The organism is Streptomyces zhihengii, from assembly GCF_016919245.1.
GTDB lineage: Bacteria > Actinomycetota > Actinomycetes > Streptomycetales > Streptomycetaceae > Streptomyces > Streptomyces zhihengii.
The window spans coordinates 3,331,809-3,353,234 of sequence record NZ_JAFEJA010000001.1 but is presented as its reverse complement, the minus strand read 5'-3'; the positions used below and the strand labels follow the sequence as shown (position 1 = coordinate 3,353,234).

Sequence of the window (21,426 nt, the reverse complement as noted above, 5' to 3'; positions counted from 1 at the left end):
GCTCCGATCGTCGTGCGGCGGCCCCCCGGTGGCCCCCACCCTCTCGGCCGGCCCCCTTCTCCATGGTCGCTCGCCATGCGGACGCCGCCGTCCCCCACACGCCGGGCCCGCTAGGGTGGCGCGACGTACGGCGACTGGCGCGCGGGGAATCGACCCCGGGGGAGCCGTGCGGGGCTTCGCACGTGGTGCCGTCCGCCTGGGCACCCCGGGACAACGACCGATCGTCACGGACCGTCCCGGAGGACACCCATGGCCCTTCCGCTCCCGCATCCCGCCCTCGCCGCCGCCGACCCCGAACTCGCCGCCCTCGTCGGCGCCGAGGAGCTGCTCCAGGCCGAGACCCTGCGGCTCATCCCGAGCGAGAACTACGTCTCCTCCGCCGTGCTGGAGGCGTCCGGCACCGTCCTCCAGAACAAGTACAGCGAGGGCTACCCGGGCCGCCGCTACTACGAGGGCCAGCAGAACATCGACCCGGTCGAGTCCCTGGCCGTGGCCCGCGCCCGGGCCCTCTTCGGCACCGGCCACGCCAATGTCCAGCCGTATTCCGGCTCCCCGGCCAACCTCGCCGTCTACCTGGCCTTCGCCGAGCCGGGCGACACGGTGATGGGCATGGCCCTGCCGATGGGCGGCCACCTCACCCACGGCTGGGGCGTCTCGGCGACCGGCTCCTGGTTCCGCGGCGTGCAGTACGGGGTGCGCCGCGACACCGGCCTGATCGACTTCGACGAGGTGCGCGACCTGGCCCTCAAGGAGCGGCCCAAGGTCATCTTCTGCGGCGGCACCGCCCTGCCGCGCACCATCGACTTCGCCGCCTTCGGGGAGATCGCCCGGGAGGCGGGCGCGGTGCTGGTCGCCGACATCGCGCACATCGCCGGCCTCGTCGCCGGCGGCGCCCACCCGTCGCCGGTGCCGCACGTGGACGTGGTCTCCACCACCACCCACAAGACCCTGCGCGGCCCGCGCGGCGCGATGCTGATGGCCCGTGAGGAGCACGCCAGGGCGATCGACAAGGCCGTCTTCCCCGGCCTCCAGGGCGGCCCGCACAACCAGACCACCGCCGCGATCGCCGTCGCCCTCAAGGAGGCCGCGCTGCCCTCCTTCCGCGACTACGCCCACGCGGTGGTGGCCAACGCCCGGGCGCTCGCCGACGCGCTGCTGGAGCGCGGCTTCGACCTGGTCTCCGGCGGCACCGACAACCACCTGATCCTCATCGACCTGACCTCGAAGGACGTGCCCGGCAAGATCGCGGCGAAGGCCCTCGACCGGGCCGGCATCGTCGTCAACTACAACACCGTCCCCTACGACCCCCGCAAGCCGTTCGACCCGTCCGGCATCCGTATCGGCACGCCCTCGCTCACCTCGCGCGGGCTGACCGCCGAGCACATGCCCGCCGTCGCGGAGTGGATCGACCGGGCCGTCACCGCGGCGTCCGCGGGCGACGAGGAGACCCTCGCCGCCGTCCGCGCCGAGGTCGCCGCCCTGATGGCCGCCCACCCCGCGCCGGGCCTGGCGGTCTGACCGCGCCCCCGCCCGCCGGGCGCGCGACCGGCGCGCGCCCGGCGGACCGGGGCCCGCCGGGCACCTGAGAGAATGATGTGCATGGCCTCTGACCCGACCGTCGCCCACCACCAGCAGGGGAATGGCACCGCCATGCAGCAGCGTCCTCGTGTGCTCTCCGGGATCCAGCCCACCGCGGGCTCGTTCCACCTCGGCAACTACCTCGGCGCCGTCCGCCAGTGGGTGGCGCTCCAGGAGACCCACGACGCCTTCTACATGGTCGTCGACCTGCACGCGATCACGGTCCCGCAGGATCCCGCCGAGCTGCGCGCCAACACCCGCCTCGCGGTCGCCCAGCTCCTCGCCGCCGGCCTGGACCCGGAGCGCTGCACCCTGTTCGTGCAGAGCCACGTGCCCGAGCACGCGCAGCTCGCCTGGGTGATGAACTGCTTCACCGGATTCGGCGAGGCCTCGCGGATGACGCAGTTCAAGGACAAGTCCGCGCGCCAGGGCGCCGACCGCGCCTCGGTCGGCCTGTTCACGTACCCGATCCTCCAGGTCGCCGACATCCTGCTGTACCAGGCGAACGAGGTCCCGGTCGGCGAGGACCAGCGCCAGCACATCGAGCTGACCCGCGACCTCGCGGAGCGGTTCAACGGCCGCTTCGGCGACACCTTCACCGTGCCGCGCCCGCACATCCTGAAGGAGGTCGCCAAGATCTACGACCTCCAGGACCCGGCGATCAAGATGAGCAAGTCGGCCTCCACGCCCAAGGGCCTGATCAACCTCCTCGACGAGCCGAAGGCCACCGCGAAGAAGGTGAAGAGCGCGGTCACCGACACCGACACCGTGATCCGCTTCGACCCCGCCGAGAAGCCCGGTGTCAGCAACCTGCTCACCGTCTACTCCACCCTCACGGGTACGGCCGTCGCCGATCTGGAGCAGAAGTACGAGGGCAAGGGCTACGGTGCGCTCAAGACCGACCTCGCGGACGTGATGGTCGAATTCGTCACACCCTTCCGCACCCGTACGCAGGAATACCTGGACGACACCGAGACGCTGGACTCGATCCTCGCCAAGGGCGCGGAGAAGGCCCGTACGGTGGCCGCCGAGACGCTGGCCAGCACATACGACAAGGTGGGATTCATCCCCGCGAAGCACTGAAAAGCCACCGTGCGGGCCGGGCGCCCGCACGGGGCCCGCAGCGGGCCGTCACCGCGCCGTCACGGAGCCGTCACGGCCCCGCCCGAGCCGAAGGACCTGTGTCCAAGGACTCTGGCCACGAAGTGGGTGCAGCCGCCACACTGGCGGCTGCACCACCACAACCGACCTCGTACCGGACACCCGGTGCACAGACCCGAGGAGAACGACGTGGGGACCGTAACGCTCGGCGTTTCGATCGCGGTCCCGGAGCCACACGGCAGCCTGCTCCAGGAACGCCGCGCGGGCTTCGGGGACCTGGCCGCGTACGGCATCCCGACCCACGTCACGCTGCTGCCGCCCACCGAGGTCGACTCCGGCGCGCTGCCCGCCGTGCGGGCCCACCTGGCCGCCGTCGCCACCGCGGGCCGGCCGTTCGCGATGCGGCTGTCGGGCACCGGCACCTTCCGTCCGCTGTCGCCCGTGGTCTTCGTCCAGGTCGTCGAGGGCGGCTCCGCCTGCTCCTGGCTCCAGGAGCGGGTGCGCGACACCGCCGGGCCGCTGGCACGCGAGCTCCAGTTCCCCTACCACCCGCACGTCACCGTGGCCCACGGCATCGCCGAGGAGGCCATGGACCGGGCGTACACGGAGCTGTCCGAGTACACCGCCGCCTGGACGTGCGCCTCCTTCGCGCTCTACGAGCAGGGCACGGACGCGGTGTGGCGGAAGCTGAACACCTACGCCTTCGGCGGCGGCGTCGCGGGCGTCCCCGCGCAGGGCTCCCCGGTCGACGAGCACGCCACCACCCTCTGACCTGCCGCCAGCGGCGCCCGGCACCTGCGTTCGGTCGCGGCCGTCCCGGCGGGTCGCGGGGGCTGCACGGGCGGTGACCGGGTAGGCGTAGCCCATGGACTGGCTGATCAAGCTCCCCGTCGTGGGCCCCCTCGTCGAACGGCTGATGCGCACCCACGCCTGGCGCAGCTACGAGACGCTGGAACGGGCGCACTGGACGCGGCTCGCGGCCGCCATCACGTTCCTGAGCTTCCTGGCGCTCTTCCCGCTGATCACCTTCGCCGCCGCGATCATCGCGGCGGCCCTCGACAAGAACGCGGTGGACGAGCTCAACGACAAGATCGCCGAGCAGATCCCCGGCATCTCCGACCAGCTCGACATCAACTCGCTGGTCGCCAACGCGGGCACGGTCGGTGTCGTCTCCGGCGTGCTGCTGCTGCTCACCGGCGCGAGCTGGGTCGGCTCGATGCGGGACTGCCTGCGGGCGGTCTGGGGCACCGACGACGAGGACGAGGGCAATCCCGTCCTGCGCAAGGCCAAGGACGTCGGGGTGCTCGCCGGGCTCGGCTGCACCGGGCTGCTGACCTTCGCGGTCTCCGCGCTGGGCTCCACCGCCGTCGGCTGGACGATGAAGCGGCTGGGCCTGGAGGAGGGGGGCGTCGGCGGCGTCCTGCTGCGGATCGCCGCCCTCGTCCTCGCCGTGCTGGCGAACTTCCTGATCCTGCTCTACCTGCTGACCCTGCTGCCCGGCGCCCATCCGCCCCGCCGCCGGCTGCTGGTGGCCGCGCTCATCGGCTCGGTCGGCTTCGAACTGCTGAAGCTGCTGCTCAGCGGCTACCTCAGCGGGGTCGCCTCACGCAGCATGTACGGGGCCTTCGGCGTGCCGATCGCGCTGCTGCTGTGGATCAACTTCACGGCCAAGCTGCTGCTGTACTGCGCCGCCTGGACGGCGACGCCGGGCAGCGACGAGAAGCCCGCCGGGGCGGACACGGCGGACGGGCAGGGCCCGTCCGTCACGGACGCGGGGAACGGCGCATCCGGTCCGGCAGCGGCCAGCGGCGCCTGACGAGGAAGCCGCCCGCGGCCAGCACCACCAGCACGCCGCCCATGACGGCGAGCGCGATGCCCATGCCGCCCGAGCCGGTCTGCGCGGCGGCCACCGGCTCGGCGGGGGCGCCCTTGCCCTCCCGCACCGGCTCCGAGCCGCCCGACGACGGCAGCTCCGCCGACTTCGGGGCCACCAGCTCACCCACCGGGGTCACCTTGCCCGCGGCGGCGAACCCCCAGTCGAGCAGCCGCGCCGCCTCCTTGTAGACGGCCTGGCCCTCCTCGGACGACGGGTTCATCACCGTCACCAGCAGCACCCGGCCGTTCCGCTCGGCGACACCGGTGAAGGTCGAGCCAGCGTGGGTGGTGTTGCCGTTCTTGATGCCGGCGATGCCCTGGTACGGGGAGACGCCGTCCGCCCCGGTCAGCAGCCGGTTGGTGTTCTGGATCGCGAACGTCTCGCGCGGCTTGCCCTTCTTCTGCTCGCCCGGGAACTGCGCGGTCACGGTGGACGCGTACTCCCGGAAGTCCTTCTTCTGAAGGCCGCTGCGGGCGATCAGCGTCAGGTCGTACGCGGAGGACACCTGCCCCGGCTCGTCGTAGCCGTCGGGCGAGACGACGGTGGTGTCGAGCGCCTGGAGCTCCTCGGCGTGCGCCTGCATGTCCTGGACGGTCTTCTCCACGCCGTCGTTCATCGCCGACAGCACGTGGACGGCGTCGTTGCCCGAGCGCAGGAACACACCCAGCCACAGGTCGTGGACGCTGTAGGTGTGGTCCTCCTTGACCCCGACCAGGCTGCTGCCCTCACCGACGCCCGCGAGCTCCGCGTCGGTCACCTTGTGCACGGCGTCCTTCGGGAGCTTGGGCAGCAGGGTGTCGGCGAACAGCATCTTCAGCGTCGACGCCGGGGGCAGCTTCCAGTGGGCGTTGTGCGAGGCGAGCACCTCACCGCTCTCGGCGTCCGCGACGATCCACGACCGCCCGCTGACGTCCTTCGGGAGGACCGGCGCACCCGCGCCGAGGCTCACCTGGGTGCCGGGCTTGCCGAGTTGCACCCCGCCGACGCCGGACATCTGCGCCGGGGGCTGCGGCTGTTTGCCGGGCTTGTCGTCGTGCACGGCCGCGAACGCGGGTGCGGCGGTCATCGCGGGCAGCATCGCGGCGGCGAGAACCGCCGGCGCGGCCCTTCGCGCGGCGGACCTGAGGGCAGCAGACAGAGCAGACACGGACGAGAACGTACAGTGCGCCGGGGAAAATATGGAGATCGGCCCGCTGACCCGCCGGGCACGACGCCGGGACAGCCCACCCCGGAGTACCCGGTCGGGTGACACCCGCGATACTTGGCTCATGAAGCTCAGCCGCCCCGTGTCCTGGTTCCTGCTCGCGTTCGGGGTGTGGAGCTGGTTCATCTGGGTCACTTTCGTCAAAAACCTGTGGCAGGACGGCAGCGGGCTCGCGTTCGACGACGCGGGCGACCCGACCGGGTACTTCTGGGTCCATCTGCTGCTCGCCATCACGTCCTTTGTTCTGGGGACGGTCGTCGGGGTCATCGGGTTGCGCGGTGTGCGCGCCTTGCGCGAAGAGCGCACCTGAAGGGGTAGGGGAAACCGTCCATGGTGGCTGTCGCCGCACTCGTGATCATTCTGGTCCTCGCCCTGCTCGCCGGGGTGCACTGGTACGTGTGGCGGCGCCTCGTCCGCGACACGACGGCACCCGGAGGGGCGGCCCGCCGGATCGGCACGGTGGCGATCTGGGTCCTCCCCGCGCTCTCGTTCGGCGCGCTGCTGTCGGCGCGGACGGGGGCGCCGTTCTGGGTCGAGCAGGTGCTGGCCTGGCCGGGGTACCTGTGGCTGGCGCTCCTGCTGTACATCGTCCTGGCCCTCGTCGTCGGCGAGGCGGTCCGCCCGCTCCTGACCCGCGCCCTCACCCGCCGCGCCGCCGCGCGGAGCGCGGGGGAGGCGGCGCAGGGCGCCGCCCCGGGCGCGTCGACGCCGTCCGGCACGTCGCCTGACGGGGCGTCGCCCGCGGCTGGCGCTGCCGCCGCCGGCGCGGCGACCACCGCCACGCCGAGCGCCCCGGGTTCCGGGGCGGCTTCCGCCGCTGCGGCGGGCACCTCCGCCCAGGCGGCCGCCGCCCCGAGCGGTGCGGCCCCGGCGGGCGACACCGGCTCCGCCGGAACGACCGCGACGGCGACCGCGGACGCCGCGTCGCCCGCGGACGCCGCGTCGCCCGCGGCCGCCGCCGGCACGGCTGCGACCGCCACCGCGTCCGCGGCCGACGCCCCCAGCGGTGCGGCACCCGCGGCGACCGACACCGCCCCCGAGGCCGGCGCCCCCGCAGGCGGCGACGCCCCCGAGGGCGTCACCGCCCCCGCCACGGTCTCGCGGCGGTTGTTCGTCGCGCGGGTGGTCGGGGGGGCCGCGGCGGCCGCCGCGGTGGGGACGGTCGGGTACGGGACGTACGGCGTGCTGCGCGGGCCCCGCGTCAAGCGGGTCACCGTGCCGCTGGCCAAGCTGCCCCGGGCCGCGCACGGCTACCGGATCGCCGTCGTCAGCGATGTGCACCTCGGCCCGATCCTGGGGCGCGCCCACACCCAGCGGATCGTGGACTCGATCAACGCCGCGCAGCCCGACCTGGTGGCCGTCGTCGGCGACCTGGTGGACGGCAGCGTCGCCGACCTCGGGCACGCCGCCGAACCGCTGGCTCAGCTGCGGGCCCGGGACGGGTCGTTCTTCGTGACCGGCAACCACGAGTACTTCTCCGGCGTCGACGAGTGGGTCGACCATGTGCGCGAGCTGGGCCTGCGTCCGCTGCGCAACGAGCGCGTCGAGATCGCGGGCGGCTTCGACCTGGCCGGAGTGGACGACGTCGCGGGCGAGGACACGGGCCAGGGCCCGGACTTCGGCCGGGCGCTCGGCGACCGCGACCGGTCCCGTGCGGCGGTGCTCCTGGCCCACCAGCCGGTCGTGATCCACGACGCCGTGGACCACGGGGTGGACCTCCAGCTCTCCGGGCACACCCACGGCGGACAGCTCTGGCCGGGCAACATGCTGGCCGGCCTGGCCAACCCCACCGTCGCGGGACTGGAGCGCTACGGGGACACCCAGCTCTACGTGTCCCGGGGCGCGGGCGCCTGGGGCCCGCCGGTGCGGGTTGGCGCGGAGTCGGACATCACCGTGGTGCAGCTCGCCTCGCGTCAGGCCTGAGCGGGACCGGTCCCGCCGCCCGCGGTCCTGCGGGCGGCCACGGTCTGCGCCATCCCCGGCAGGAAGTCGGTGAACAGCTCGTGCACCTCGCGCACGAGCGGGCGCAGCACCCGGAAGCGGGCGAGCGCGACGCCCCGGCTGGTCAGCCGGGCGCCGCGGACGGCCAGCCGCCGGCTGCGCTCGCTGCCCTCGGAGCGGTCGAACACCCAGTACAGGACGAGGCCCATCTGGGAGAGCCACATCAACTCCGGGAGTATGTCGCGCAGTTCCTCGGCGACCTTCGCCTTCGACCCGGCGAGCACTTCCCGGTGCACGTCGATGGCGGCCTCCCGGGCGTGCTCGGACTCGGGGGAGAAGGGGCTGAGCGGCGACTCCGGGTCGGCGGCGTTCTTGAAGAACTGCGCGGCGAACTCGTGGTACGGCGCGGCGATGTCCAGCCACGCGGTGAGCACCCCCGCCAGCCGGGCCTCGAAGTCGGTCTCGGCGTCCAGCACGGGCCGGACCGCCGCACGGTGCTCCGCGGCGATCCGGTCGTAGAAGCCCTGGACGAGGTGCTCCTTGGAGGCGAAGTAGTAGTACGCGTTCCCGACGGAGACCCCGGCCTCCTTGGCGATGGCCCGCATCGTCGTCTTGTCGTAGCCCCGTTCCTGGAAGAGCCGCAGGGCGGTCTCCAGGATCAGCGTGCGGGTCTGCTCGCTCTTCGGCGCCTGCGATGCCTTCTGCGCCTTCCCGGCCTCGGGCGTCCGAGCTGCCTGAGCTGCCTGAGCTGTCCGGGCTGCCGGGGGTGCCGGGGGTGCCGTTGACGGGGTGGGGGCCTTCGCATCTGTCACGGTGGACGAGCCTAACGGGGTGCCGCGCACCGCACGTCGCAGGGCGTGGCGCCCCGCCCGGGGCCGAGGCGCTCGCGGTACTTGGCCGCCGCGAGCATGGTGGCCCGGACGAAGGGCGCCCCGGCCGGGGTGGCCAGCCAGTGGGCCTTCGCCCGGTACTCGGTGAGCGCCCACAGGCACACGACCCAGGCGGCCTGCCCGGTGTAGACCTGGCCCGCGTCGCCGATCACGGTGATCTCCCGCAGGGTGCGCCCGTGGTCGAGCTCCGGGTAGCGGTGGCGGGCCTCGGCGGAGCCGGCCGGGACCGTGTGCAGGGGCACGAGCTGCGGCCGGCGCATCAGCCAGGCGCGCAGGTGGACGCAGAGGGGACACTCGGCGTCGTAGAGGACCGTCAGGCCCCGGACGGCGGTGGTCACGGTGTCACGCCCCGGCCGGGCCGGTGGCGGGCGGCGTCCAGGGGCCGGTGGCCGACTGCTGCCTGGTCCAGCCCTGGGGGCCGACGGGCGGGGTGAGTTCGCGCTCCATGACGCCCCGGCGGCGGATCCGGTTGAGCACCCAGACGTTGCCGAGGTGCATGACGCCGAGGACGAGCAGCACCACGCCGATCTTCACCGACAGGGCCTCGAACAGCCCCCGGGCGTCGGACACGGCCTCGGCCGCCTTGAGGTAGAGGGTGACGAAGCCCAGGTTGACCAGGTAGAAGCCGACGACGAGCAGATGGTTGACGGCGTCGGCGAGGGTCTCGTTCCCCTTGAGGACGTCCGCGAGGAAGATCTTCCCGTTCCGGCTGAGGGTGCGTGCCACCCAGACCGTGAGGGCGACGCTGATCAGCAGGTAGATGACGTACGCGACGACAGTGAGGTCCATGCCCCACCCTCCCTTGAACATGTTCAAAAGCTGGCGGTCATGACTGTAGACCTTCTTTTGAACATGTTCAAGTCATGGGTGTGACGGCCAACGCGCCCTCCCGGGCCGGAAATCGGCGGCGTGACCAGGGCCCCTGGCCCTAACCTCGGCCGGATGACCCTCTCTTACGACGAGGCCGGCGACGGCCCCGCAGTCCTGCTCCTCCACGCCGGCGTGTGCGACCGGCGCATGTGGGACGCCCAGTTCACCGCCCTGGCCGCGGCCGGCCACCGGGTGGTGCGCCCCGACCTCCGCGGCTTCGGCGAGAGCCCGGTCGCCGAGGAGCCCTACACCAACTCCGGTGACGTACTGGCCCTGATGGACCACCTCGGCATCGAACGCGCGGCGCTCGTCGGGGCGTCGTTCGGCGGCCGGGTGGCGCTCTTCACCGCCCTGCGCGCCCCGGAGCGGCTCACCGCGCTGGCGGTGCTCAACGCACCCCTGCCGGACCAGGGCGGCTGCGCGAGCCCGGAACTGGCCGAGTTCGACCGCCGGGAGAACGAACTCTTCGAGGCCGACGACCTCGAAGCGGCCGCCGCGCTCAACGTGGAGACCTGGGTGGGCCCGGAGGGCGGCGAGACCGTCCGGGCGGCCGTCCACGCCATGCAGCTCCACGCCTTCGAGGTGCAGACCGCGGCCGAGCAGGCGGTGGAGAAGGAGGGGGCGCGCTTCGTGCTCTCCGCCACCGAGGCGGACGGCCCCCACGACCTGGCGGGCATCGGCGTGCCCCTGCTGGTCGTCTCCGGCGCCCACGACCTGAGCGACTTCCGGCTGGGCGCCGCCCACCTCGCCGGGGCCGTCCCCGGCGCCCGGCACGTCGAACTGCCCTGGGCCGGACACCTCCCGAGCATGGAGCGCCCGGAGGAGACCACCGCCCTGCTGGCGGACTTCCTCACCGAGGCCGCCGAGGCCGCCGGGACCGCCTGAGCCGCCTGAGCCGCCGGGACCGCTGTGACTGCCGGAGACGCGGGAGCCCTCACATGGCGCTGGCGCTGATCGAACGGGCGTAGGTGACCTGCCCCATCACCTCGGTCCAGGTCTCCGGCCCCTTCGCCGGGACCGCCGTCGTGTGGTGGTGGCCGCCGCCGGTCACCGTCACCTGGATGAAGCCCGTCGTCCGCTTCTCGCTGAGCAGCAGGAAGAGCAGACCGAGACCGCAGGCGGCGACGAACAGCACCGCGAGCACGATCGCGTACACCGGGGTCTTCTTCTCGGTGCGGGAGTGGTCCACCGCGTTCCACACGGCGCCCCGCAGCGGCATGGTGCCCGCCGGGGTGACCACCGAGTCCGCCAGGACGGTGATGTCGCCGATCGTGATCAACGGCTGCGCCCCGGCGGCGGGCGCGCCGGCCCCCTGGGCGGGCAGCGGCACCCCGGCCCCCACCGTCGGCTGGTAGGCGGCCTGCCGGGCGAGCGACTCGCCCTCGGCCCGGGTGGGGTCGTGCGGCACGCCGTACGCCTGCGTGGGCGGGTGCGCGGGCGCCGCGGCGGGCTCGTCCGGGCCCCAGTCGTACTCGGGTTCCTCTTCCCTGGGCGCGCGTGGCTCGGTCATGGAGGTCCCCGTTCTGTGCCGCTCTGCCGGACTCCCCACGATCCTGCCAGGTGCCGCCCCGGTCGGTGAAGTCGGCACCGGACACGGAAGGGCCCCGACTCCGCGGGGAGTCGGGGCCCTTCCGTGACGTGCGCCCGGCCGTGGCCGGCGGGGATCAGAAGCGGCGCGTGATCAGCGCCCGCTTGACCTCCTGGATCGCCTTGGTGACCTCGATACCGCGAGGGCAGGCGTCCGTGCAGTTGAACGTGGTGCGGCAACGCCACACGCCGTCCTTGTCGTTGAGGATCTCCAGGCGCTGCTCCCCGGCCTCGTCACGCGAGTCGAAGATGAAGCGGTGCGCGTTGACGATCGCCGCCGGGCCGAAGTACTGGCCGTCGTTCCAGAACACCGGGCACGAGGACGTGCACGCGGCGCACAGGATGCACTTGGTGGTGTCGTCGAAGCGCTCGCGGTCCTCGGCGGACTGCAGGCGCTCGCGCGTCGGCTCGTTCCCCTTGGTGACCAGGAACGGCATGACGTCCCGGTACGCCTGGAAGAACGGCTCCATGTCCACGACCAGGTCCTTGAGGACCGTCAGGCCCTTGATGGCCTCGACCGTGATCGGCTTCTCCGGGTTGATGTCCTTGATCAGCGTCTTGCAGGCGAGCCTGTTCTTGCCGTTGATCCGCATCGCGTCGGAGCCGCAGATGCCGTGCGCGCAGGAGCGGCGGAAGGTCAGCGTGCCGTCGACGTCCCACTTGATCTTGTGAAGGGCGTCGAGCACCCGCTCCTTCGGGTCGATCTCGATCTGGAAGTCCTCCCAGACCGACGCGTCCGACACCTCGGGGTTGAAGCGGCGGATCCGCATCGTGACCGTGATGTACGGGGAGGCGGCGGATTCCGCCTCGACCTTGTCCAGTACGGGGGTAGCCATCAGTACTTACGCTCCATCGGCTGGTAGCGGGTCTGGACGACCGGCTTGTAGTCGAGACGGATCGACTCGGAGCCGTCGTCGCCCACCTCGCGGTACGCCATGGTGTGGCGCATGAAGTTGACGTCGTCGCGGTTCGGGAAGTCCTCGCGGTAGTGACCGCCGCGCGACTCCTTGCGGGCCAGTGCGGAGACGGCCATGACCTCGGCCAGGTCGAGCAGGTTGCCCAGCTCGATGGCCTCCAGCAGGTCGGTGTTGAACCGCTTGCCCTTGTCCTGGACGGACACGTTCTTGTAGCGCGCCCGCAGCTCGGCGATCTTCTCGACGGCCGTCTTGATCGTCTGCTCGGTGCGGAACACCATCACGTTGGCGTCCATCGTCTCCTGGAGCTCCAGGCGCAGGGCGGCCACCCGCTCGTTGCCCGTGGAGTTCCGCAGCCGCTCGACCTGCTCCTCGACCAGCGAGGCGGGGTTCTCGGGCAGCTCGACGTAGTCGTGCTTCGCGGCGTACTCGGCGGCGGCGATGCCGGAGCGGCGTCCGAAGACGTTGATGTCCAGCAGCGAGTTGGTGCCGAGGCGGTTGGCGCCGTGCACGGAGACGCAGGCGACCTCGCCGGCGGCGTAGAGGCCCGGGACGACGGTGGTGTTGTCCGCGAGCACCTCGCCCTCGACGTTGGTCGGGATGCCGCCCATGGCGTAGTGCGCGGTCGGCTGGATCGGGATCGGGTCCGTGTAGGGCTCGATGCCGAGGTAGGTCCGCGCGAACTCGGTGATGTCCGGGAGCTTGGCGTCGAGCTGCTCCGGCGGCAGGTGGGTGAGGTCCAGGTACACGTGGTCGCCCTCGGGACCGCAGCCGCGGCCCTCGCGGATCTCCGTGTAGATGGAGCGCGAGACGACGTCACGGGACGCGAGGTCCTTCATGACCGGCGCGTACTTCTCCATGAAGCGCTCGCCGTCCTTGTTGCGGAGGATGCCGCCCTCACCGCGGGCGCCCTCCGTCAGCAGGATGCCCATGCGCCAGATGCCCGTCGGGTGGAACTGGAAGAACTCCATGTCCTCCAGCGGCAGGCCGCGGCGGTAGCAGGCCGCCTGGCCGTCACCGGTCAGGGTGTGCGCGTTGGAGGTCACCTTGAAGAACTTGCCGGTGCCGCCGGACGCGTAGATCACGGCCTTCGCCTGGAAGACGTGGATCTCGCCGGTGGCCAGCTCGTAGGCGACCACGCCGGCGGACTTGCGGACGCCGTCGACCTCGGTGATGAGCTGGTCCAGGACGTAGAACTCGTTGAAGAACTCCACGCCCTCCTTGACGCAGTTCTGGTACAGCGTCTGGAGGATCATGTGACCGGTGCGGTCCGCGGCGTAGCAGGACCGGCGGACCGGGGCCTCGCCGTGGTTGCGGGAGTGGCCGCCGAAGCGGCGCTGGTCGATGGTGCCGTTCGGGGTCCGGTTGAACGGCAGGCCCATCTTCTCCAGGTCGAGGACGGCGTCGATGGCCTCCTTCGCCAGGATCTCGGCGGCGTCCTGGTCGACCAGGTAGTCACCGCCCTTGACGGTGTCGAAGGTGTGCCACTCCCAGTTGTCCTCCTCCACGTTCGCCAGCGCGGCGGCCATGCCGCCCTGCGCGGCGCCCGTGTGGGACCGGGTGGGGTAGAGCTTCGTCAGCACCGCGGTGCGGCTGCGCTTCGTCGACTCGATGGCGGCGCGCATGCCGGCGCCGCCGGCGCCCACGATGACGGTGTCGTACTTGTGGATCTTCATGGGTGGATTACCTCAGCCCCGTGCCTAGCGGATGTTCGGGTCGAAGGTGAAGATCACCAGCGTGCCCAGAAGGATGGTGAACACCGTGGCGGTGTACAGCAGGCCCTTGAGCCACAGGCGCGTGTTGGTGCGCTCCGCGTAGTCGTTGATGACGGTGCGGAGGCCGTTGGCGCCGTGCAGCATGGCGAGCCACAGCATCAGCAGGTCCCAGGTCTGCCAGAACGGGGACGCCCAGCGGCCGGCCACGAAGGCGAAGCCGATCTTGGAGACGCCGCCGTCGAGCACGAGCTGGATCAGCAGGTGGCCGATGACCAGGACGACGAGCACCACGCCGGACAGGCGCATGAACAGCCACGCGGCCATCTCGAAGTTGCCGCGGGTCGACTTCGGGGTCTTCCCGGTGCGCTTGCGCGGTGCCTCGATGTACGGGGCCGGGTTGTCGACATCGTAGACGCGCTCGCCCTCGACCTCGCCGATCCCGGAAGAAGTTACCTCAGTGGACATCTCTCGCCTCAGCTCCCGAACAGTTCACGAGCGGCGTGGCCGAGCACCGGGTACAGCGCGCCTGCCATCAGCACGACCCAGATGCCCATCACGGTCCAGAGCATCTGCTTCTGGTAGCGCGGGCCCTTGGACCAGAAGTCCACGGCGATGACGCGCAGGCCGTTGAGCGCGTGGAAGAGGATCGCGGCGACGAGGCCGTATTCCAGCAGCGCGACGAGCGGTGTCTTGTAGGTGGCGACGACCTCGTCGTACGCCTCGGGGGAGACGCGGACGAGAGCGGTGTCCAGCACATGTACGAACAGGAAGAAGAAGATGAGGACGCCGGTGACTCGGTGAGCCACCCAGCTCCACATTCCTTCCCGGCCGCGGTACAGCGTTCCAGCCGGCACGGAAGAACCCTCCGGGAGCGGGGACTGGGGCCTGCCGGCTTGTGGGTGTCGGTCGGGCCCGGCCGGGTACGGTCCTCCGGCCCTCGCCATCGTAGCGACGTGTTGTCGGTTCGTTCGCCCGGGGTGCACCGGTGTGATCAAACAGGCAATCAAACAGCCACGGACGGGCTACTGGCCGCGGCCTCCCGGACCTCCGCCCGGCGGGTGGGCGGCCATCGCGTGCGCCAGCCGGGAGCGGGCCAGGGCCCGCAACTCGTCGGCCGAGACGGACCGCTCCTCGTCCGGGTCGTGGGCGAGTCGCCGCCGGATGCCGTCGAGCACCCGGTCGAGCCACTCCTCGGGCCGGTACGCGTCGAGGCAGATCACGAACGCGTGTCCGAATCTGCTCTCGTAGGCGGCGTGCGCCGCGGCCAGCGCGGTCTGCGCCGCCGGGGGAGCCCCGGGCGCGAGGGCCGAGCGCTCGTGGGCCAGGGCCTCGTGCACATCGGCCGGGGTCAGGTCGTATCCGGCCTCGTCGCACCCCGCGAGCAGGGATTCCAGGTCGGGGTAGGGCCGGTGCGCCGCGACACGCCGGGCCCAGCGGTGGCTGCCGCAGCAGTCGAGGAGCAGCTCCTCGGCCGCCGGGGCGGGCATGGTGTTGAACGCGGCGAGTCCGGGCAGGCTGCCGGACCGGTACGGGCTGCCCGGTCCGGACGGTATGGCCTGCGGGAAGAGCGCGCTCCCGGCGTGTCCGCGCAAGGCGTGTCGGACGGCCGGCGGTCGCTCGGGAATGCCGGCGGGCGTGTCGCTGGACAGCGGGACTCCTCGAAGGGCCGGCGAAGCCGGCTGGGACGGCAGATGAGGCAGGGAAGGCAGATGAGGATGAGCCGCAACGGTATCGATCTGTGTCGAAAGCTGTCCGAAGGATGCGCGAATTTCACCCGGACGGGAGAGTTTGAACCCATGTGATGGACGTTGTGGGTGGACTCTGGAGGAGACGTTCCACCCGGTTTCACCCCTTCGGGGCGTTTTCGCCTCCCGGCCCGGCACCACCGGCCGCGCCGCGCCCCGACGACGCCATCTCGCCCGGCCGGCCGGCAGGCCCGGCCGGACCACGGAAGGTTCGCCCATGACCCGGCGCTCACGCAGGACGCACGCCACCGGCGCGATAGCCGCCCTCGCCGTCCTCTCCCTCGCCCTGGCCGGCTGCTCCGACGACTCCCCGCAGGATCCGGGCAGCGCGGCACCCGACCAGGCGGCCCCCACCACGGCGACCCCCAGCCCGACGCGCAGCTACCCCCTCTCGGAGCCGCCCGCCACCGTCCCCGCCGTGAGCGAGCACGAGGCCGCGCGCGGCCCCGGCTGGCGGCCCGGCGCGGACGGCGCGGTGGTCGTCGCCAAGGGCAGCGAGGAGCTCGCCGACGAGGGGCGGCTCATCGCGCAGGAACTGGAGCTCGACTACCGCGGCACGAACACCGCCCGGTCGGGCGACGTGGCGCTGTCGCTCTCCGCCTCCGGCGGCGCGCCCGAGTCGTACACCGTGACCGTCCGCGACTCGATCGTCCGCATCGCCGGCCCCGACGAGGCCGGCGTCTTCTACGGCACCCGCACCCTCAAGCAGTCCGTCAACGCCTCCGGCGCCATGCCGGAGGGCGTCGTCCGCGACCGGCCGGCCCGCCCGCAGCGCGGCTTCAACCTCGACATCGCCCGCAAGCACTTCACCGCGGAGTGGATCGAGGCCCGGATGCGGGAGATGGCCGACCTCAAGCTGAACCAGCTCGGACTGCACTTCTCCGACGACCAGGCGTGGCGCATCGAGTCCACCTCCCACCCCGAGATCGTCACCGACCCGCATCTGACGACGGCGCAGATCAAGCGCATCATCGCGCTCGGGCAGCGGCTGCACATCGACGTCTTCGGCGAGATCGACTCGCCCGGACACCTCGGCGCGGTGCTGCGCGCCCACCCGCAGCTCCAGCTCCGCAACGCGCAGGGCGTGCCGCGGCAGGGCGCCATCGACATCTCCAAGCCGGAGTCGGCGGAGCTGATCGACGACCTGCTGCGCGAGTACACGGGGCTCTTCGGCGGCCGGTGGTTCCACATCGGGGCCGACGAGTACCAGGCGCTGACCGTCAGCGACCCCGCCGCCTCCTACCCGCAGCTCGCGAGCGCGGCGACGGAGAAGTACGGCCCGGGCGCCGGCGTCCAGGACCTGACCGAGGGCTGGATGAACGACCGCGCCGCCGTGGTGCGCGCCGCGAAGCAGACCCCGAAGGCGTGGAACGACGGCTTCTTCACCGGCGGCAGCGTCACCGCGTCGAAGGACATCGAGGTCGAGTACTGGACGGGCAAGGAGATCGGCGCCCGCCCGCCGACGGAGTACCTCGCCGAGGGCCGCAAGGTGGTGAACCTCAACGACGAGTACCTCTACTACGTGCTCGGCGAGCCCAACGACTTCACCTACCCGACCGGCCGCCGCATCTACGAGGAGTGGACGCCGCTGGTGCTGCGCGGGACCACGCCCGTCGCGGCGAAGTACTCGGACCAGATCCTCGGCGGCCGGTTCGCCGTCTGGTGCGACCTCGCGAACTCCCAGACCCAGGCCCAGGTCGCCGACGGCATCCGCCGCCCCCTCCAGGCCGTCTCCCAGAAGCTCTGGGACGCGGAGCGGCCGGCCCTCTCCTGGGCACAGTTCCAGGCGGTGGCCGACCGGGCGACCTCCTGACGGGCCGCCCCGGCCGACCTGCCGAGGGTCTGACCTGGGGTTTCCACTGGACGGCGGCCGTCGCGCGGACATATGGTCCGCGCGACGGCCGCCGTTCTCGCGCGGACCGTCCACCCGTGTGTTCCCGTGTCGCACCGCTGGGGGCGGTCGCGACCCTCTGCCACCGTTCCCTTGGGGGGTTCGTTCGTCATGCCGTGTTCACGTTGCCAGGAGAGACCCGCGACCGAGGGCGGGCCGCTGTGCGCGGAGTGCCGCGCCGCCGCGCCGGAGGGCGCGTCCGCCCCGGTGGCGGAAGCCGCCGCGCCGGAGGCCCCCGCGCCGGGAGGCGTTGCCGGATCCGAGCCCGCCGCGCCCGAGGGGGCCGCGTCGCTCGCGAAGGCCCCGGCCGCGGAGAGCGGCCCGGCACCCGCCCCGGCCGTGCCCGCGTCCGCCCCGGCGGCCGGAGCCGCCACCGCCCCCGCGGAGCCCGCCGCCCCTTCGGGCGGGGCGCCCGTGCCGGTGACGACGCCTCCGGCGGCGTCCGCCACGCCGAACCTCAGCCCGGTCGTTGTGCGGCCCCCGGCGCCCGGGACCTACCAGCCGCTCCGCTCCCCGGTCGGGCTGGGCCGCGCCGCGGTGATCCTGCTGATCGTCGTCGCCGTCACCGACCTCGCCGCGGCCCTCGCCGCGTTCAACCTCCGCCGGGTGGTCACCGCCATGTCCGACGGCGGGTTCCTCGCCGTGTCGGAGACGGACGCCGACGCCGCCGACCTGCTGATGGCGGCCACCTCCGTGGCCCAGGTGCTGGCCCTGCTGGCGACGGCGACCGTCTTCATCATCTGGTTCCACCGCGTCCGCTCCAACGCGGGGATCTTCGCCCCGGACCGCTTCACCCGCGGCACCGGCTGGGCGATCGGCGGCTGGTTCATCCCGATCGCGTTCCTCTGGATCCCGCGCGGCGTCGCCGCCGAGACCTGGCGCGCCAGCCGCACCGACCCGCACGCCCCCGACGACCACGAGCGCGCCACGCTGCTGAACGTCTGGTGGGGTCTGTTCGTCGCCGCCTGGATCGCCGTGCGGTTCGCGGACCGCCGCTACGAGCGGGCCGAGTCGCTCCACGAGATCGTCTCCGCGGCCGACTTCGTCGTCCTCGCCTGCCTCCTGGACATCGTGGCCGCCGTCGTCGCCGCCCTCTTCGTCCACCGCCTGACGCGCATGCAGCACACCAAGGCACTGCGCGGCGCGGGCAACCCCGTCTGACCGGACCGGAACCGGGCGCCCGCCGCGCCCGCCGCACCACCGTGACCGGCGCCCACCGCGCCGGTCACGGCCGTTTCGGGCACCCGTCTGCGCCGACGGTAACGTTCCGGCCACGGAGTGACGCATTCGAGCCACCTGGCGCAGTACGAACAGGTACAAGGGTGTGATTCGTCCCGGACGGAAGGCGTGCGCATGACCTCCAAGAGCCTGACGGAACTCCTCGCAGAGGCCGACGTGCGCGGTCTGGCCGCGAGCGGGCTCGGGTGCCTGGACCGGTGTCTGCCGCTGCTCGCGCAGGACGACGACGTCCTGCGGCCGCTGTGGGCGTCGATCGCCCGCGGCGAGGAGGGCTGGGCCGGCGAACTCGCCGCTGCGCGGCAGGCCCTGGAGAGCACGGCGCTCGACGACGAGGACGCCGCCCTGGTGCGCGCGATGCTCGCCGCCGCCCCCTCCGACTGGGCTCCCGACGCGCTGCGCGCCTGGGCCGACGGCTGCTCGGCGTCGGCGCTGGAGGTGCACCGGCGCTTCGACGTGGGGGACTGCGGCCCCGAACTCCTCGCCCGCTGCCGGGAGGACGGGCCGGAGGGCGTCGGCCCGATGGTCGCCGGGGAGCTGCGCCGGCAGGCGCAGATCCTGGAGATCGTCGCCGAACCGCCCGGCGGCAACGGCCTGCGCCACGCCCTGGAGATCTCCACCGAGGGCCGCCGCGTGCTGCGCGCCGTCGTCTCCCGCCGGGCCCGCGTCACGGGCTGAGGCTCACCGCGCTCGCATGTCCGCTTTGCGATCCGAGTTGACCTGACGTCGGCCGAACGTCCGATAATCCGCTGCCGATCACGGGCCCGCTCCGCCGCACGTCCGGGGAACGCACGCCCGTGACCAGGGTTGACGGACGACATCAAGGGGCGGGCCGGTGCACGGGTGGAGAGTGAAGGCGTTCTTCCGAGGGCTGGGGGCGGTGGGGCTGCTCCTGCTGGCGGGGGCCCTCTGGTACGTCGTCGCCGGGCACACGACGGCCGTCGTCGCGGGCGAGTCCATGCGGCCGGCGTACGCGCCCGGTGACCGGGTCTTCCTGGAGCGCGTCGAGCCGGGCGAGGTGCGGCGGGGCGACGTGGTGCTGCACGCGTCGCCCGGGTGGTACGGCGGGATGCCCGCCGTGCGGCGCGTCATCGGCGTCGGCGGCGACCGGGTCGCGCAGCGGCCGGGCGAGCCGGTGACCGTGAACGGGAAACCGCTGGAGGAGCCGTACGTCAAGGACGGAGACCCGTCGGGCGCCGGGGCTCCCGAGTACGACGTGACCGTCCCCGAGGGCAGGCTGTTCCTGCTCGGCGACCACCGGGCGAACTCCATGGACTCCCGGTACTTCCTCGACGACCGCTCCGGCACGGCCGCACAGGAGGAGGTCCGGGCCCGCGCGCTCGACGACCGCTCCCACCTCTACGGTGCGGGCCTGACCGCGCTGCTCGGACTCGTCCTCGTCGGCGGCGCGCTTGCGACGGAGATCGCCGGTCGCCGCCGCCTGCCCGTCGGATGACGACCGGACGCCCTGCGGGCTCCGCACACCACACCACGGAGGAAGAGTTGTCCCCGATACACGACGTCACGACCTGGGAGCCGCTGCTGCGGCTCATGCTCCAGGACAACGCCGAACACCTCGCCGCGCCCGGCGGATACGTGACGGGGACGGTCGGCCGCGGGGGCTGGAGCGTGCCGGTGGCCCGGCCCGTGTTCCAGCCCGGGCGGGCGGCTCTGGTGAGCGACATGCAGGCCGAGTTCGACGCGGTCGAGAAGGTGCGGAACGTCCTGGTGGAGGAGGGCGTCGACCACGTCTCCTTCGTCATGGAGGCCCCCGCCCCCGGCACGGTACGGGTCCACTTCATCGACCTGGGGCCCTCGGTCGAGTCCGGTGTGTCCCAGCCCGTCGGCGCGCTCGTGCTGGCCGAGGGGGCCGTCCCCGAGCCGTGGCGCCGGTTGCCGGACCCGTCACCGCGCGCGGCACCCGCCCCGACCGCCGACCCCGCACTGCTGGAGCGCACGCTCCGCGAGCGGCTGCCCGACGCGATCGGCGCCACCGAGGAGGAGATCGCGGCGACCGGGGCCCGCCTGGGGATCACGCTGCCGGAGGAGCTGAAGGCCCTCTACCGGGTCGTCCGGGCCCGCTGGCAGGACCTCGGCGAGGACTACGGCGCGGCGACCCGGATGGCGAAGGCGGTCGGCTGCGAACTCCTCGCGCTGGACGAGGTGTACGTCGCGGACAACGCCTCCCGCCCGGCGCCGTGGAAGTACGCGGCGATGGACGCCGTGGACACCCGGCCCGACGCCGCCGTGCAGGGGCTCGTCGGCTCGCCGGGCTGGATCGTCTTCGGGGACACCGGCGGCGGCGACCGGATCGCCGTCGACCTGACCCCCGGGCCGGGCGGACACCTCGGGCAGGTCATCGTGATGAGCCACGAGGAGAACATCGGCGCGGGCCTGGTCGCCGACTCCCTCACCGACCTGGTGCTCGACCGGCACGCCGCGGACGGCCGGGGCGCGGGCACCGCCGCCGCGAAGCCGGTCGTGGCCTGGGTGAACCGCAGCTCCGTCCCCAGCGTGGAGGCAGCCGCCCACCCCGGGCTGGAGGCGCTGAGCCTCGGCGTGATGGAGGGCGAACCGGTCGGCCTCGCACCGCTCTTCGGCCTCCCGCGCCTGCGCACCCTGACCGCCTACCCGGGCACCCTCGCCGACCCGCTGGAGATCGCCCGCCTCGACGGCCTGGAGTTCCTCGACCTGTCCCCGGAGGACTGGCGCGTCCTGCTCGACGCGGACGCCGTGCCGCGCGGCCTCCTGGCCGCCGCGATCGAGGTCCACGGCGAGCGGAACCCCCTGGAGACCGTGGAACTCGCCAACGAGATCCTCGCGTTGCGGGACCGGCCCCTGATCACCCGCACGGTGATCGAGGCCGACCTCGGGTAGC

22 protein-coding genes and 1 riboswitch are annotated in these 21,426 nt (G+C 72.8%); of the genes, 12 read left to right on the top strand and 10 right to left on the bottom strand.

The window, feature by feature from the left end; translation table 11 throughout:
- The first annotated feature begins 120 nt into the window (after window positions 1-120).
- Window positions 121-209, top strand: a riboswitch (ZMP/ZTP riboswitch).
- 40 nt (window positions 210-249) lie between these two features.
- From glyA to JE024_RS13850, 4 genes are all read left to right on the top strand, one after another.
- Window positions 250-1,518: a serine hydroxymethyltransferase gene (gene glyA / locus JE024_RS13865; protein WP_205373892.1), complete on the top strand. Its 1,269-nt coding sequence runs from the start codon at window positions 250-252 to the stop codon at window positions 1,516-1,518.
- Window positions 1,519-1,650: 132 nt separating this feature from the next.
- Complete coding sequence (trpS, locus tag JE024_RS13860) at window positions 1,651-2,661, top strand: tryptophan--tRNA ligase (protein ID WP_205376539.1); 1,011 nt, start codon at window positions 1,651-1,653, stop codon at window positions 2,659-2,661.
- 207 nt (window positions 2,662-2,868) lie between these two features.
- Window positions 2,869-3,450, top strand: a complete 582-nt coding sequence (locus JE024_RS13855; RefSeq protein ID WP_205373891.1) for a 2'-5' RNA ligase family protein — start codon at window positions 2,869-2,871, stop codon at window positions 3,448-3,450.
- A 94-nt stretch (window positions 3,451-3,544) separates the two neighbouring features.
- Window positions 3,545-4,495, top strand: coding sequence for a YihY/virulence factor BrkB family protein (locus tag JE024_RS13850; protein ID WP_205373890.1), 951 nt, complete (start codon window positions 3,545-3,547; stop codon window positions 4,493-4,495).
- Here JE024_RS13850 and JE024_RS13845 read toward each other — a convergent pair.
- The gene (locus JE024_RS13845) at window positions 4,443-5,621 is read right to left on the bottom strand and encodes a D-alanyl-D-alanine carboxypeptidase family protein (protein WP_244882838.1); all 1,179 of its coding nucleotides are present in this window, start codon (window positions 5,619-5,621) and stop codon (window positions 4,443-4,445) included. The two genes, JE024_RS13850 and JE024_RS13845, sit on opposite strands and share 53 nt — an antisense overlap.
- A gap of 202 nt (window positions 5,622-5,823) precedes the next feature.
- On the opposite strand from JE024_RS13845, the gene JE024_RS41070 reads away from it, so the two are divergent.
- Both JE024_RS41070 and JE024_RS13840 read left to right on the top strand, forming a co-directional pair.
- Window positions 5,824-6,069, top strand: coding sequence for an SCO4848 family membrane protein (locus JE024_RS41070; protein ID WP_244882835.1), 246 nt, complete (start codon window positions 5,824-5,826; stop codon window positions 6,067-6,069).
- A 20-nt stretch (window positions 6,070-6,089) separates the two neighbouring features.
- Window positions 6,090-7,682: a metallophosphoesterase gene (locus tag JE024_RS13840; protein ID WP_205373888.1), complete on the top strand. Its 1,593-nt coding sequence runs from the start codon at window positions 6,090-6,092 to the stop codon at window positions 7,680-7,682.
- Here JE024_RS13840 and JE024_RS13835 read toward each other — a convergent pair.
- The 3 genes from JE024_RS13835 to JE024_RS13825 all read right to left on the bottom strand — a co-directional run bounded on the left by JE024_RS13835 (window position 7,673) and on the right by JE024_RS13825 (window position 9,379).
- Window positions 7,673-8,362: a TetR/AcrR family transcriptional regulator gene (locus tag JE024_RS13835; protein WP_205376538.1), complete on the bottom strand. Its 690-nt coding sequence runs from the start codon at window positions 8,360-8,362 to the stop codon at window positions 7,673-7,675. The two genes, JE024_RS13840 and JE024_RS13835, sit on opposite strands and share 10 nt — an antisense overlap.
- A 161-nt stretch (window positions 8,363-8,523) precedes the next feature.
- Window positions 8,524-8,928, bottom strand: a complete 405-nt coding sequence (locus JE024_RS13830; RefSeq protein WP_205373887.1) for a thiol-disulfide oxidoreductase DCC family protein — start codon at window positions 8,926-8,928, stop codon at window positions 8,524-8,526.
- Between the two features lie 4 nt (window positions 8,929-8,932).
- Window positions 8,933-9,379 (bottom strand): hypothetical protein, encoded by a 447-nt coding sequence (locus JE024_RS13825; protein ID WP_205373886.1) that lies wholly within the window; start codon window positions 9,377-9,379, stop codon window positions 8,933-8,935.
- A gap of 153 nt (window positions 9,380-9,532) precedes the next feature.
- Between JE024_RS13825 and JE024_RS13820 the strand changes: the two genes are divergently transcribed.
- A complete protein-coding gene (locus JE024_RS13820) occupies window positions 9,533-10,345 on the top strand; it encodes an alpha/beta fold hydrolase (RefSeq protein WP_205373885.1) in 813 nt (270 codons plus the stop codon).
- Window positions 10,346-10,394: 49 nt separating this feature from the next.
- Here JE024_RS13820 and JE024_RS13815 read toward each other — a convergent pair whose 3' ends face one another.
- The 6 genes from JE024_RS13815 to JE024_RS41065 form a co-directional block, all read right to left on the bottom strand.
- A complete protein-coding gene (locus tag JE024_RS13815; protein ID WP_205373884.1) occupies window positions 10,395-10,970 on the bottom strand; it encodes a hypothetical protein in 576 nt (191 codons plus the stop codon).
- A gap of 154 nt (window positions 10,971-11,124) precedes the next feature.
- A complete protein-coding gene (locus JE024_RS13810) occupies window positions 11,125-11,883 on the bottom strand; it encodes a succinate dehydrogenase iron-sulfur subunit (protein ID WP_030318427.1) in 759 nt (252 codons plus the stop codon).
- A complete protein-coding gene (gene sdhA, locus JE024_RS13805) occupies window positions 11,883-13,637 on the bottom strand; it encodes a succinate dehydrogenase flavoprotein subunit (protein WP_205373883.1) in 1,755 nt (584 codons plus the stop codon). The genes JE024_RS13810 and sdhA overlap by 1 nt, the downstream gene beginning before the upstream one ends.
- 24 nt (window positions 13,638-13,661) lie before the next feature.
- Window positions 13,662-14,141 carry a succinate dehydrogenase hydrophobic membrane anchor subunit gene (locus JE024_RS13800; RefSeq protein WP_205373882.1) on the bottom strand — a complete coding sequence of 160 codons (480 nt, stop codon included), beginning with the start codon at window positions 14,139-14,141 and terminating at the stop codon, window positions 13,662-13,664.
- 8 nt (window positions 14,142-14,149) lie between these two features.
- Complete coding sequence (sdhC, locus tag JE024_RS13795) at window positions 14,150-14,530, bottom strand: succinate dehydrogenase, cytochrome b556 subunit (protein ID WP_147987791.1); 381 nt, start codon at window positions 14,528-14,530, stop codon at window positions 14,150-14,152.
- A gap of 168 nt (window positions 14,531-14,698) precedes the next feature.
- On the bottom strand, window positions 14,699-15,268 hold the full coding sequence (locus tag JE024_RS41065; protein ID WP_372449804.1) for a 2-oxo-4-hydroxy-4-carboxy-5-ureidoimidazoline decarboxylase: 570 nt from the start codon (window positions 15,266-15,268) through the stop codon (window positions 14,699-14,701).
- Window positions 15,269-15,638: 370 nt separating this feature from the next.
- Between JE024_RS41065 and JE024_RS13785 the strand changes: the two genes are divergently transcribed.
- From JE024_RS13785 to JE024_RS13765, 5 genes are all read left to right on the top strand, one after another.
- Window positions 15,639-17,234 carry a beta-N-acetylhexosaminidase gene (locus JE024_RS13785; RefSeq protein ID WP_205373880.1) on the top strand — a complete coding sequence of 532 codons (1,596 nt, stop codon included), beginning with the start codon at window positions 15,639-15,641 and terminating at the stop codon, window positions 17,232-17,234.
- Window positions 17,235-17,423: 189 nt separating this feature from the next.
- On the top strand, window positions 17,424-18,473 hold the full coding sequence (locus tag JE024_RS13780) for a DUF4328 domain-containing protein (RefSeq protein WP_205373879.1): 1,050 nt from the start codon (window positions 17,424-17,426) through the stop codon (window positions 18,471-18,473).
- Between the two features lie 192 nt (window positions 18,474-18,665).
- Entirely contained in the window at window positions 18,666-19,226 is a 561-nt protein-coding gene (locus tag JE024_RS13775; protein ID WP_205373878.1) for a hypothetical protein, read from the top strand.
- 157 nt (window positions 19,227-19,383) lie between these two features.
- Window positions 19,384-20,004, top strand: coding sequence for a signal peptidase I (gene lepB, locus JE024_RS13770; RefSeq protein WP_244882834.1), 621 nt, complete (start codon window positions 19,384-19,386; stop codon window positions 20,002-20,004).
- Between the two features lie 47 nt (window positions 20,005-20,051).
- Window positions 20,052-21,425, top strand: coding sequence for an SMI1/KNR4 family protein (locus JE024_RS13765; protein ID WP_205373877.1), 1,374 nt, complete (start codon window positions 20,052-20,054; stop codon window positions 21,423-21,425).
- Window position 21,426: the final 1 nt, after the last annotated feature.